The 12580-nt window shown below is 38.9% G+C and carries 14 protein-coding genes; 10 read left to right on the top strand and 4 right to left on the bottom strand.

The window, feature by feature from the left end:
* Positions 1 to 535: 535 nt before the first annotated feature.
* From dsbD to dsbG, 3 genes are read left to right on the top strand one after another with little or no spacing between them, the layout of a single operon-like run.
* Entirely contained in the window at positions 536 to 2497 is a 1962-nt protein-coding gene (gene dsbD, locus AC1M84_RS06390; protein WP_481594666.1) for a protein-disulfide reductase DsbD, read from the top strand.
* Complete coding sequence (locus tag AC1M84_RS06385) at positions 2497 to 3342, top strand: prolipoprotein diacylglyceryl transferase family protein (RefSeq protein ID WP_481594665.1); 846 nt, start codon at positions 2497 to 2499, stop codon at positions 3340 to 3342. The genes dsbD and AC1M84_RS06385 overlap by 1 nt, the downstream gene beginning before the upstream one ends.
* A gap of 20 nt (positions 3343 to 3362) precedes the next feature.
* Complete coding sequence (gene dsbG / locus AC1M84_RS06380; RefSeq protein WP_481594743.1) at positions 3363 to 4094, top strand: thiol:disulfide interchange protein DsbG; 732 nt, start codon at positions 3363 to 3365, stop codon at positions 4092 to 4094.
* 117 nt (positions 4095 to 4211) lie between these two features.
* Here the strand turns inward: dsbG and AC1M84_RS06375 are convergent, their stop codons facing one another.
* Positions 4212 to 4529 carry a metalloregulator ArsR/SmtB family transcription factor gene (locus AC1M84_RS06375; protein ID WP_481594664.1) on the bottom strand — a complete coding sequence of 106 codons (318 nt, stop codon included), beginning with the start codon at positions 4527 to 4529 and terminating at the stop codon, positions 4212 to 4214.
* A gap of 102 nt (positions 4530 to 4631) precedes the next feature.
* Between AC1M84_RS06375 and AC1M84_RS06370 the strand changes: the two genes are divergently transcribed.
* From AC1M84_RS06370 to AC1M84_RS06340, 7 genes are all read left to right on the top strand, one after another.
* Positions 4632 to 5048 carry a YeeE/YedE family protein gene (locus AC1M84_RS06370; RefSeq protein WP_481594663.1) on the top strand — a complete coding sequence of 139 codons (417 nt, stop codon included), beginning with the start codon at positions 4632 to 4634 and terminating at the stop codon, positions 5046 to 5048.
* Positions 5049 to 5465 (top strand): DUF6691 family protein, encoded by a 417-nt coding sequence (locus AC1M84_RS06365; RefSeq protein ID WP_179997938.1) that lies wholly within the window; start codon positions 5049 to 5051, stop codon positions 5463 to 5465.
* A gap of 14 nt (positions 5466 to 5479) precedes the next feature.
* A complete protein-coding gene (locus tag AC1M84_RS06360) occupies positions 5480 to 6373 on the top strand; it encodes an MBL fold metallo-hydrolase (protein WP_481594742.1) in 894 nt (297 codons plus the stop codon).
* 186 nt (positions 6374 to 6559) lie between these two features.
* On the top strand, positions 6560 to 6973 hold the full coding sequence (locus AC1M84_RS06355) for a DUF2946 domain-containing protein (protein WP_481592452.1): 414 nt from the start codon (positions 6560 to 6562) through the stop codon (positions 6971 to 6973).
* 236 nt (positions 6974 to 7209) lie between these two features.
* The gene (locus tag AC1M84_RS06350) at positions 7210 to 8655 is read left to right on the top strand and encodes a cytochrome ubiquinol oxidase subunit I (protein ID WP_481593419.1); all 1446 of its coding nucleotides are present in this window, start codon (positions 7210 to 7212) and stop codon (positions 8653 to 8655) included.
* The gene (gene cydB, locus AC1M84_RS06345) at positions 8652 to 9656 is read left to right on the top strand and encodes a cytochrome d ubiquinol oxidase subunit II (protein ID WP_180028990.1); all 1005 of its coding nucleotides are present in this window, start codon (positions 8652 to 8654) and stop codon (positions 9654 to 9656) included. Before AC1M84_RS06350 ends, cydB begins: the two co-directional genes overlap by 4 nt.
* An 11-nt stretch (positions 9657 to 9667) precedes the next feature.
* Positions 9668 to 9775: a DUF2474 family protein gene (locus AC1M84_RS06340; protein ID WP_155757002.1), complete on the top strand. Its 108-nt coding sequence runs from the start codon at positions 9668 to 9670 to the stop codon at positions 9773 to 9775.
* A gap of 416 nt (positions 9776 to 10191) precedes the next feature.
* On the opposite strand, the gene pcaD is transcribed toward AC1M84_RS06340, so the two are convergent.
* The 3 genes from pcaD to AC1M84_RS06325 form a co-directional block, all read right to left on the bottom strand.
* Positions 10192 to 10971 carry a 3-oxoadipate enol-lactonase gene (gene pcaD, locus AC1M84_RS06335; protein ID WP_481594662.1) on the bottom strand — a complete coding sequence of 260 codons (780 nt, stop codon included), beginning with the start codon at positions 10969 to 10971 and terminating at the stop codon, positions 10192 to 10194.
* 48 nt (positions 10972 to 11019) lie between these two features.
* Positions 11020 to 12225, bottom strand: a complete 1206-nt coding sequence (pcaF, locus tag AC1M84_RS06330) for a 3-oxoadipyl-CoA thiolase (protein WP_035270775.1) — start codon at positions 12223 to 12225, stop codon at positions 11020 to 11022.
* A 23-nt stretch (positions 12226 to 12248) separates the two neighbouring features.
* On the bottom strand, positions 12249 to 12580 hold a 332-nt coding region (locus AC1M84_RS06325), incomplete at its 5' end, for a CoA-transferase (protein ID WP_481594661.1).

The raw sequence follows: 12580 nt of genomic DNA, 5'->3' as shown, positions 1-12580 counted from the left end.
TTTAAACCACGAATTTTTTTGATCACAGTGTTATAAGGTCTGTTTGATTTTTGACAAGGTCTGAGCATCATTAATATGCGCATGCTGCTTATCCTAGCCAATCGATACAACAGAACACTTTAAAATAAATTCATCTAAACTTATTTTGTCTTCAGTCAATATAAGTATCAATTCGTTCAATTTCAAAGATGTTTAACCTGAACTTGAGTTTTCAGTACTCGTCATTCAATCGCATCGTATTTTGAAAAAAGGATTAATCTTGATGTGGAGCACTTGGTGAATCAAATGAGGGTTTCTTTTTTGGTTCGAGTAAAATCTTAATCACAAACGCTTTGCCAAGGTGATAAACAGAAATATTTAAAGAATTCCAACGGAATAATGAGATTTTTTGCGATATAAAGTTCATGTTAGGGCGAGTACAAATGTATGAGCGATTTCGAGTGACGATGGGCGTTGAAGCGGCATTTGTTTTATCACGCTTTCTTAATTCATTCGTTGAACTTTGAACGACTAGACAGGAACTGATACAGTAAATATGAATAAGTGGTTTAAGGGTAGTTTATTGATTGGTTCTTTGGTGAGTAATTTTGCATTTGCAGATTTTCTACCACCAGATCAAGCATTTCAATTTGAGGCAGTATCAGTCAGTCATCATCAAGCTGAACTAAAATGGAAGATCGCAGATGGTTACTATCTCTATCATGATCAAATCAAAGTTTCAGACATTCAAGGTCCTGTAAAGTTATCTCTACCACGCCCAAAAGAGAAAGATGATCCAAACTTTGGTATGACCCAAGTGCATTATCAGGATGTAATCAGCAATATTCCAGTCAAACCAAATCAAGAATTTAAGATTCAATGGCAAGGATGTGCTGAAAGTGGTTTATGTTATCCGATTCAAAGAACAACGATAACAACTGACAGCACAGGTTTATTCCCAGCGCAGCAAACTACACAAGCTAAGAAAGTTTTAAATCTCAAAGAAATTTCAGCGGCATCTAATGGAGTTGTGAATACTCGAGATGCACAAGAAAATGCTTCACCAAAAACAGAAAAACAACTCATTTCAGAGGATAATAATACAGTCGCAGATCGTAAAAATTTTAACGCTACTGCGCTTGAGCTAGATAAAACCGAATTTGGGGAAAATAATTTAATCAGTGAGGATCAATCCACGCTAGATGCAAATTTATCTAAAGAAAATCTGAACAGGCCAGCCAGCTTTTTGAGTGTATGGAACAACGATCAATTTTTTTTAAATTTGCTCTCTCAACAAAGTGTATGGCTTAATTTATTGGTGTTTTTAGGACTTGGAATATTGTTGGCATTCTTGCCTTGTTCATTGCCCTTAATTCCGATTTTATCAGGCATTCTTGTGCAAAATCACAAAGGTTATCGTGCCGCGATAATAGCTTTTATTTTTGTCACAGGGATGGCTATCGTTTATGCGTTAATGGGATTCGTTGTTTCTCAACTGGGCTATAATTTTCAGCGTTGGTTTCAAAGTCCGATCTTCATTAGTATTTTTAGTCTCCTATTTATTACTTTTGCCCTTAATCTTTTCGGTGCATTTCAAATCTCTTTACCTCAAGGAATATTACAACGCTTAGATCTTTGGCAACAAAAACAAAAAGGCGGAACATTGATCGGTGCAGGACTCATGGGGATGATTTCTGCACTGATAGTTGGACCCTGCATGAGTGCTCCGTTGGCTGGAGCATTGATATTTGTCTCACAGATGAACCAACCTTTATTAGGGGTGACTTATCTTTTTGTTTTGGGCATTGGGATTGGTTTGCCGCTTTTTATTGCGGCAGTTTTCGGGACGCATTTTTTACCTAAACCTGGGGTATGGATGGATCGACTCAAGGTCTGTTTTGGTTTCGTGATGTTGCTTGTGGCCATTTATTTTGTACGGCCACTTATTCCAACCAGTATTTATCAAATTCTGATGGGTCTTTTACTTCTTGGATTCGCTGTATATTTACTCTGGAAAATGAGACCTTATGTCGAAAAAATAGTGGTTAAAAGCATCATCATATTACTCAGTCTTGGCATGATGTTTTTAGGAGTGAATTATGTGCAGCAAGGGTATACGCACTCCCTTGTAACGCAGGCCAAAACATTACATACATGGCATAAAGTCAAATCTGCCGCGCAGCTTTCAAATGTTTTGAAAGCAAATCAAGGTAAAGCCGTAGTAATTGATGTTTACGCAGATTGGTGTGTTGCATGTCAACCGATAGAAAAAGAGGTACTTCCGCGTGAAGATGTTCAAGCCAAACTCAATGAGTTGGTTTTAATTAAATTAGATCTCACTCATTTTGAACCAAGCCAAGATGAACTGTTAAAAAAATGGCAAATTTTAGGACCGCCTACATTTATTTTTTTAAATACGCAACATGATGAAATACGTGATCTGCGCTTGACTGGCACTTTTACTGCAACACAGTTATTAAATCGATTGCAGGAACAATCTGTCGGGATGGTTCAGTAATGATTTCATTTGATGGGATTCAACTTGGATCACTCATGTTTCCATGGGTTTTATTGATTCTATTCAGTGGGATACTGTTCATCAGTATCCTGATCAATGTTTTAGGTCATCACTATAAATGGACAGATACCCAAGTCAAAATCAGTAAAGATTCAGTGTGGACAAGCATCATTATTGGAGCAGTTGCCGCTAGAGTCATCTTTGTTATGTTCTATTGGGAGATTTATATTGAAAATCCTTTAGATATACTCAAAATCCAAGATAAAGGATTTAGCTTATGGAGTGGATTATTCTTCGGTGGGCTAAGCTATATCATTCTCAATCGAAGCTTACGAACAAAAATGAAAATCATTTTAGTTGGGGTGTTTTTATTTTGGGTAGCGATTGGCGTAATGATAAAAACTCAATACAAGGTTGAAAGTTTTTATCCTGATCTAAGTTTTCAGATACTCCCAACTGATCATAGTGAAAATAAGAATGCAGGGTATTTCACAGATTTTTTGGGTCAGCCTACAGTCGTAAATTTGTGGGCGAGTTGGTGCCCGCCATGTCATAGAGAGATGCCAATACTTTTTCAAGCACAAAAGGCTCATTCCAATATTCATTTTGTGATGCTCAATCAAGGTGAAGATATCACAACGGTTCAAAACTATTTACAAAAACACAACTTCAACTTTAAAAATGTCAGACTTGATGTAAATGGGGAAATGCCCAAGCAGAGCAATAGTTTTGGCTTGCCAACTACATTGTTTTACGATGAAAAAGGTAAATTGGTGGATAGACATATGGGTGAGTTAAGCGCTGCAAAATTGCAAGAGTATTTAATTAAAATGACAGCTGAGTAGAGCTAAAGGTTATGAAAGATATAAATAAATTAATATTGTTGTCTAGCGTATTTTTAATAAGTAGCGTCAGTTATGCGGATTTAAAAAAGCAGATTTCAGCAGAGGGCTTTGAGTTTGTAAAAGAAATTCCAGCACCAGCAGGTATGATAGGATGGGCAGGGCATATGAACCAACATCCAGGCACGGTTTTTATTTCTAATGATCAGAAATATTACATTATGGGTGATTTATATAATGCTCAAGGTGAAAATATTTCTATTGAAGCATTAAATACACATGTCAAAGACGCCGTATTAGATGATGTATGGAAGAGCATTGAAAAGTCGACTTGGATTCAAGATGGTGAAAATACAGCAGCAAGCGTTGTTTATGTATTTTCAGATCCTAACTGCCCATATTGCCATCAATTTTGGGAAGCTGCACGACCATGGGTAAACTTGGGAAAAGTTCAACTTCGACATATACAAGTTGGTGTGATTCGAGAAGAAAGTCGAGGGCAAATTGCCACCATACTTAACTCAAGTGATCCTGCTAAAGTATTTAATGACTACAATAAAAAGAAAGGTAAAGAGCGATTAGTTGTTACACAAAATATATCAAAATATTTACATGAAAAAATCGACTATAACGAGTCACTCATGGATAAATATGGATTTTTTTCCACGCCAGCTATGGTATGGAAAAATCAACAAGGAGAGTTCAAGTCTATGCAAGGAATGGCAAAAGACTTGCAAGAAGTTTTTGAAAAATAGAATTTTTTGGTCTTTAGTACTCTTGAATACAAAACTTTAAAATTTAATACATGATCATTTGCATGGAGAATATGATTGTATTTGAGTCTCATATCCATAACTGAAAGAATTGCAAGATTATGAAGTAGGATCGCAATATAAGCGATAAAGCGTTTGCATAATGGTGAGGACTTTAGGATCACTCACTTGATAAAAAATTTGTTTACCTTCACGACGAGTCACCACCATTTCAGCTTTACGTAATACGGTTAACTGTTGTGAAAGCGTGGGTTGAAAAATTTGAGTTCGATTCTCAATTTCCTGAACGTTCAATTCACCATCTACTAAAATACAAAGTATCTTTAATCGATCAGGATTCGACAGGACTTTAAGTCGATCGCTGACTTGATCAACTTGTGAAAAATCCATTTGATTGAATTTAACATCAGACGGCATTGGATGTTCCTTTGAAACAGAAGGATGCGTATGTTAAAGCATCTTGATTATTTTTCAAAATAATATAATATAAAAAAATATATTGTAAATAAGTAAATTGTTATGCATGATTTTGTGATTGCTTTTTTAGGTGGAGCACTACTCGGTTTATCTGTGGTTGGATACTTATATGTGAATGGTCGAATAGCAGGGATTAGTGGTTTAATCGGTCAAGTACTAAATCCGCATACAGTTTTCAAAACACCAGCATTGTTGTTTTTAATGGGTCTCATCATCACACCGTTTATCTATGGTATTTGGGTTCAGCCTGAAATTGAACTCGAAGCAAGTCCATTCATGATGATCATGGCAGGTATTTTAGTTGGATTTGGAACACGTTTAGGTTCTGGCTGTACAAGTGGGCATGGCATTTGTGGTTTAAGTAGATTGTCCAAAAGATCTATTGTGGCAACACTAAGTTTTATGCTGACAGGCTTTATAACGGTTTATTTAATTCGACATGTCACAGGAGCATTCTAAATGAAAAACCTTTTTGCTTTTTTGTTTGGCTCACTTTTTTCCGTGGGGCTCATGTTATCTGGAATGTCGAACCCTGAAAAAGTTCTTAATTTTCTTGATTTATTCGGTGAGTGGGATGCAAGTTTGGCATTTGTCATGATGGGTGCCATTGTCGTGGCATTCATACCCTTTCAGATCGTAACCAGAAGTGAAAAACCTTTAACTCTATTCAATGAGACTATTGATCTACCAAAGAGCAATCAGCTTGATAACAAGCTCATTATAGGTGCTAGCTTGTTTGGGATAGGCTGGGGCATCGCAGGCATCTGTCCAGCACCAGGATTAACATTGATTGGTTTAGGGCATTATCAATCACTCTATTTTGTGATTGCGATGTTGATAGGAGTTTTAATTCACCGTAAATGGATGGGGGCATAGTTATGAAACTAGTGATGAAAGACGCCACTCAAGATCAAATCAAGCCGCTAATTAAAGATTTTTTTGATCAAAATACCAATACATTTAGTTATGTCGTGGCTGATCCTGTGACATTAAGTTGTGCCATTATCGATAGTGTTTTAGATTTTGATGCTGCTTCTGCGACAACAACGACGGAACATGCTAACCAGATTATTCAATACATACATGAACAGCATTACAAGGTTGAGTGGATTTTAGAAACACATGTGCATGCTGATCATTTGACCGCTGCGCAATATTTAAAATCAAAGCTAGGTGGCAAAATTGCCATGAGTCATCATATCGGAATTGTACAAGAAACATTTGGCTCGATTTATCAATTGGATATTAAAGCAATAAACGCACAGCAACCATTCGATTATTTATTTAAAGATCATGAGTGTTTCAAAATTGGAGAAATTGAAGCCTACAACATTCCAACGCCTGGTCATACACCTGCTTGTCTTAGTTATGTGATAGGTGATGCAGTTTTCGTGGGTGATACTATATTTATGCCAGACTATGGTACAGCACGATGTGATTTTCCACGGGGCAGTGCAGCAGAATTATTTGATTCAGTTCAGAAGCTTTATCAACTGCCTGATCATATGCGTGTATATCTATGTCACGATTATTTACCAGAAAATCGACATCAATATATGTGTCAAACAGATATAAAAACGCAAAAAGAATCGAATATACACATTCGAATTGATTCAAAAAAGAATGATTTTGTGGAAATGCGCAATAGCCGTGACGCAACATTGGGGATGCCAAAGCTCATTTTACCAGCCATTCAAATTAATATAAATGGTGGCAAATTTCCGCCCATTGAACACAATGGAGTGTCTTATTTGAAAATCCCTTTAAATTTTTTTAAACCTTAAAGTTTAGCTACTTTTATTTTTATAAATATTATAAATACATGTTATGTATAAAATTGAAAAAGGCTTTAAAAACAAGTTCAATAGGCGTATAGTTAAGTATGAAAGTTGATCAGCCTAGTCGGTTATTAACTTGATTTTTTTCTATGTTTCTAAACACTCTTTATCGATAAGAGTTGAGAGGAAATTTTGCTAAGATCTAGTGGACTCATCATTGCATTTGCAACGGTGTTATTACAACTAGCGGTTTATTTACAACCGATCTTACCGGAGAAATTTCATATCGCTCCGGTATGCATGTCTATTATGCATAATTTACTTTCTCCAGAACGCCATCAGCATGTTCATGAGACTTATCACGATCTCGTCCACCATTTGAGTGAAAACGAACATCATCACGACCATAATCAAATTACTCACCAATGCCAATATTGCACTGTTTATGGAGACCTCGTCTTACCATTTGATTTTGGTGTAAAAGAAATTTTTGATCGCTTACAAGTTAAGCTGAGTTTCTACCGCAATTCTTTTTGGCACGTTTATTTTTCTCTACAGAAGCTCTATCTTCTGCCTCAAGGCCGAGCGCCACCTTTTGGACTCTAATTGATTTAAACCTTGGATCATTTTGATCTTAATCAATTTATGTAGAGTTCAATATTATGAAAAAAATCTTTAAACAGTCTGTAGCCAACAGACGGTATTCACTCATCCTCAAAAAAGTGAATTTAAAATCGCGTGTTATCGGAGTGATACATGACATCTACAATGTAACTCTAACTGTAGTTTTAAACTCAGTGAAGAACAACATTCACCACAAAACTCAACGATAAGGTGACGTCATGGATCTAGGACTAACAGCGCTCGAATTGGCGCGTATTCAATTCGCATTCACTGTTTCATTTCACATTATCTTTCCAGCAATTTCGATTGGATTGGCAAGTTTTTTGGCTGTGCTCGAATGGCGTTGGCTTAAAACGAATGATCCTGTTTATCGAGATCTGTTTAAATTTTGGATAAAAATATTCGCACTTTCATTTGGTATGGGTGTCGTTTCAGGCGTGGTAATGAGCTATCAGTTTGGAACCAATTGGAGTGAATTTTCACGTATAGCTGGTAGTGTCACTGGACCATTGCTAACTTATGAAGTGCTCAGTGCGTTTTTCTTAGAAGCTGGTTTCCTCGGTATCATGTTGTTTGGCTGGGGGCGAGTTGGACCAAAGACGCATTTTTTTGCAACCTTAATGGTGGCAATAGGAACATGTATATCCATGTTTTGGATTCTGTCATCTAATAGCTGGATGCAAACACCTCAAGGCTTTGCATTTGAAAATGGAATAATCGTTCCTCAAGATTGGTTCGCGATTGTCTTTAACCCATCCTTTCCTTATCGATTAGCGCATATGGCACTGGCCGCTTTCTTGGTTTCAGGTTTATTGGTTGCCGCAACTGCTGCATGGCATCTACTCAAAGGACGTCGTGATGCGTTGGTGAAAAAGTCATTCTCGATGGCAATGTGGATGATCCTTGCTTTAGCTCCACTACAGATGTTCGTGGGTGATTTACATGGATTGAATACCTTAGAACATCAGCCTGCTAAATTAGCTGCAATCGAAGGTCATTGGGAAACCAATAAAGATCATGGTATGCCGTTGTATCTATTTGGTATTCCAGATATGGAAGCTGAAGAAACTAAATATGCGATTGGTATTCCAAATCTGGGTAGCCTGATCATGACACATACCCTTGATGGTGAGGTTAAAGGCTTAAAAGAATTCGCACCTGAGGATCGACCTAATTCACCCATTGTTTTTTGGAGTTTCCGAATCATGGTGGGTATGGGCATGCTCATGATCTTACTGGCTGTATTTGGTCTATGGCTACGTAAGACAGGCAAATTCTATGAGTCTAAATGGTTGCACAAGTTTGCTTTGTGGATGGGGCCTTCAGGTTTTATTGCATTATTGGCAGGCTGGTTTACCACTGAGGTGGGACGTCAACCTTGGATTATCTATGGCGTAATGCGTACGAAAGATGCGTTATCTCCTGTCTCTGCGGAACAGGTTGGGCTGACGCTGATTATTTTTGTTGTGGTGTACTGCATCGTATTTGGTATCGGTATCTTTTATATGTTGAAAATGATGGTGAAAGGACCAGAATTTATTTATTCAACACCACATTCAGATGGCGAAGTGATCCGAGCGTCTAAACGCCCGATGAGTACCATTGATAATGAACAACAACTTGAAGCATCAAACAAGGTGAATGATCAGGAGAATTTGAAATGATTGATTTATCATTGATTTGGATTGTGATCATCGCACTAGGTGTGTTGATTTATGTCGTTCTTGATGGTTTTGATTTGGGAATTGGTATTTTATTTCCATTTGTGAAAGATCGCCAAGAGCGTGATGTCATGATGAATACTGTAGCACCCGTATGGGATGGCAATGAGACTTGGATGGTACTTGGTGGAGCTGGTTTATTTGCCGCTTTTCCACTGGTTTATTCGACTGTATTGTCCGCATTATATATGCCCATTACCTTAATGGTGATCGCGCTTATATTTCGTGGAGTCGCTTTTGAGTTTCGTTTTAAGGCTAATCGGACTAAAGCACTTTGGGACCAAGCATTTATTTGGGGTTCAATTTTAGCTTCATTTTTACAAGGTGTGATTTTAGGCGCTTATATTCAAGGAATACAGACCACCAATGGTGTGTTCACGGGTGGTGGTCTGGATTGGCTCACTCCATTTTCACTCTTTACAGGTTTAGGCGTTGTTGTTTTATACGCGACACTCGGTTGCGGATGGTTAATTTTTAAAACGGATGAGCGTGTACAAGATCATATGTACCGTCTGATGCCTAAGCTTATGATCGCGTTATTTCTAATATTTGGCGCTGTCAGTATTTATACTCCCCTTGTACATGACGATATTGCACAGCGTTGGTTTAGTCAGCCACAAATGTGGTATTTCAGTCCCGTACCAATACTGGTATTGATTTTCACTTTCCTAGCGCTCAGAGCTTGTAAACGTCGTCAGGAGTTTGCGCCTTTCATCTATACATTGGCTTTGGTATTTCTTGCGTATACGGGCTTCTTAATTAGTTTATGGCCTAATATCATTCCGCCAAGTGTAACGATTTGGCAAGCTGCTGCACCTCAAAGTAGTCAATTATTTGCTCTCATTGGTGCACTCATTCTAATCCCAATTATATTGTTTTATACCGCTTTATCTTATTGGGTATTTAGAGACAAGGTTCGTGTTGGTGACGAAGGTTATCACTGAGGAGAATGATAATGAAACTGAATCAAGCAGGGTGGTTTATTGTTTTATGGCTCGGTGGTTTTTTAAGTCTATTATTGATTGCTGGTCTATTTCGATTGCTCATCCAGTGGGCGTATTAATCTAAATCTTTAGACATCAACAATTAACCCATCATCTAGGTGATGGGTTTTTAATTTAAATACTAACGACTAATCGTTGTTGATCATAATTGGGTAATAGAAACTATGATATAGGCACAATTAAGCGGATTTTAGCTTCTAAAACAACGCTTTAAAAATTTACTTAAACAATTGATTTAAGATAAAATTAGAAGAATCATCTGAATCTTTGAGAATGATGAGTGACATCGTTTCAATCACTTATGACATAACTATCGCCGTTTTAAGGAATCACGAGACTGATATTTAATTGTCGTTGTTCATGGTCTAATTACTGTGAAAAAAAGCCAGACTGGTGGAGCAATCTGGCAAAGCGTCAAGATGAGTCACCCGTGACAGGTGATGTTTGCTGAGTTCAGGCTTGAGTTGTTCCGAACTTAAGCCTGAATAAATTCAGCCACAGCCTGGTTAAACGCCTGTGGTTGTTCAACATTCGAAATGTGCGAAGCATTAATCTCAACAAGTTGACTACCCGCAATCGCTGCTTGCATAAACTGACCATCTGCCACAGTGGTCACAGGATCTTGTTGACCTGCAATAATCAATACAGGAATCGAAATCTGTTTGAGTTGTTCACGCACATCCGCCTTAGCCAAAGCTTCACAGCAGCTTGCATAACCTTCAGGGCTGCCAGCTCCTAAGTCGTTTGAAAGTTTTTCAATCACTGCTGGGTTGCTTTGGATAAAGGGATCTGTAAACCAACGACCTGCAGCCGTTGATGCAATCGGTGCTAAACCTTGTTCACGAACCAATACGGCACGATCATTCCAAGCATTTTCATTGCCAATTTTAGCGGCGGTATTACACACAATCACATGACTAAAGCGTTGAGGATGATTGATCGCTAACCATTGACCTGTCAAACCACCCATCGAAATACCACATAATGCAGCTTTTTCAACATTTAAATGGTCGAGTAAATTCACCACATCTTGACCAAGTTGATCAATGGTATATGGACCTTGAGGCGCGTCCGATGCACCATGACCACGCGTGTCATAACAAATCACATAATGAGAGCTTTTAAAAAACTCAATTTGTGATTGCCACATGCTGAAATTTGTCCCTAAAGAGTTAGAGAAAATAAGAGCAGGCTTGCTTGAATCACCAAAAGTTTGATAATTGATTTGCGCATCATTTGAAGAAAAAGTAGGCATAGAATCCCTCCCGACCTCCCTTGAGAAAAGGGAGGGGGTTTTTAATAGTTAAACACGTTCAATAATTAAAGCGATACCTTGACCCACACCGATACACATAGAGCACAATGCATATTTGCCACCAGTTGCCTCTAGTTGGTTGAGAGCAGTCGTCACCAAACGCGCACCTGATGCACCCAATGGATGACCCAGTGCAATTGCACCGCCATTTGGGTTTACACGCGCATCATCGTCGGCTAAACCTAGGTCACGTGTACACGCCAATGCTTGTGCTGCAAATGCTTCGTTCAGCTCAATCACATCCATTTGCTCTAGTGTTAAACCGGTTTGTGCTAACAGTTTTTTAATCGCAGGTGCAGGACCAAAGCCCATAATGCGAGGTTCAACCCCAACAGTGGTTGCACCAATCACTTTGGCACGAGGTTTTAAACCATATTTTTCTACAGCTGCATCAGAAGCAATCAGAATCGCAGCAGCACCATCGTTAATGCCTGATGCATTACCTGCGGTTACTGTACCGTCTGCTTTTACAACAGGTTTTAACTTGGTTAAGGCTTCTAAAGTGGTTGATGCACGTGGATGTTCATCTTTTGCCACCACAACCGCATCACCTTTACGCTGTGGAATAGTCACAGGTACGATTTCTTGATCAAAGAAACCACGTGCTTGAGCTGCTGCCGTACGTAGTTGGCTGGTTAAAGCAAATTGGTCTTGATCAGCGCGGCTAATATTGAACTGTTCAGCCACGTTTTCAGCCGTTTGCGGCATGGTTTCAACACCATACATTTCTTTAAGCTTTGGGTTGATAAAACGCCAGCCCATGGTGGTGTCTTCAATCTTTTGACTACGACCAAATGCACTCTCAGATTTACCCATCACAAATGGAGCACGTGACATAGATTCAACACCACCTGCCACAATCACATCAGCTTCACCAGCTTTAATGGCACGCGCAGCCATTGCTACGGTATCGAGTGATGAACCACATAAACGGTTGACTGTGGTTGCAGGTACTGTATAAGGAATACCTGCTAAAAGCGCCGACATACGACCGACGTTACGATTATCTTCACCGGCTTGGTTGGCACAACCAAATAAAACGTCATCGACGACATTCCAATCCACAGAAGGATTACGTTCCATTAACGCTTTTAATGGCACTGCACCTAAGTCATCCGCACGGACAGGGGCTAAACCACCGGCATAACGACCAAAAGGCGTACGGATGGCATCAATGATGTATGCGTTTTTCATAGTGTAAGATCCTAAAACCAGTCTTAAGCCTGAGTGGCATCAATGAGTTTGGCACCCGTCATCGATTGAAGCTCTTCAAAAGATAAGCCTTCAACTTTCTCAATGACTTTCATGCCATCTGCCGTCACATCAATCACACAAAGGTCCGTATAAATGCGGTCTACACATTTCAAACCTGTCGCAGGATAAGTCAGCTCAGCAACGATTTTAGGTTCGCCTTTTTTAGTGACATGATCGGTGGTAATAAAGACTTTTTTCGCACCCACGGCTAAGTCCATTGCACCACCCACAGCAGGGATGGCATCAGGTGCACCGGTATGCCAGTTTGCAAGATCACCATTTTCAGCGACTTGGA

Source organism: Acinetobacter sp. 24-47-66 (assembly GCF_056779755.1).
Note: the sequence above shows the minus strand (reverse complement) of the source record. Positions and strands in the feature narration are given on the sequence as shown.

Excerpts from the sequence above, each read along its gene's own strand:
- dsbD (WP_481594666.1), top strand. The coding sequence starts at position 536 with ATGAATAAGTGGTTTAAGGGTAGTTTATTGATTGGTTCTTTGGTGAGT.
- AC1M84_RS06385 (WP_481594665.1), top strand. The coding sequence starts at position 2,497 with ATGATTTCATTTGATGGGATTCAACTTGGATCACTCATGTTTCCATGG.
- AC1M84_RS06375 (WP_481594664.1), bottom strand. The coding sequence starts at position 4,529 with ATGCCGTCTGATGTTAAATTCAATCAAATGGATTTTTCACAAGTTGAT.
- AC1M84_RS06370 (WP_481594663.1), top strand. The coding sequence starts at position 4,632 with ATGCATGATTTTGTGATTGCTTTTTTAGGTGGAGCACTACTCGGTTTA.
- AC1M84_RS06365 (WP_179997938.1), top strand. The coding sequence starts at position 5,049 with ATGAAAAACCTTTTTGCTTTTTTGTTTGGCTCACTTTTTTCCGTGGGG.
- AC1M84_RS06360 (WP_481594742.1), top strand. The coding sequence starts at position 5,480 with ATGAAAGACGCCACTCAAGATCAAATCAAGCCGCTAATTAAAGATTTT.
- AC1M84_RS06350 (WP_481593419.1), top strand. The coding sequence starts at position 7,210 with ATGGATCTAGGACTAACAGCGCTCGAATTGGCGCGTATTCAATTCGCA.
- cydB (WP_180028990.1), top strand. The coding sequence starts at position 8,652 with ATGATTGATTTATCATTGATTTGGATTGTGATCATCGCACTAGGTGTG.
- AC1M84_RS06340 (WP_155757002.1), top strand. The coding sequence starts at position 9,668 with ATGAAACTGAATCAAGCAGGGTGGTTTATTGTTTTATGGCTCGGTGGT.
- pcaD (WP_481594662.1), bottom strand. The coding sequence starts at position 10,971 with ATGCCTACTTTTTCTTCAAATGATGCGCAAATCAATTATCAAACTTTT.
- pcaF (WP_035270775.1), bottom strand. The coding sequence starts at position 12,225 with ATGAAAAACGCATACATCATTGATGCCATCCGTACGCCTTTTGGTCGT.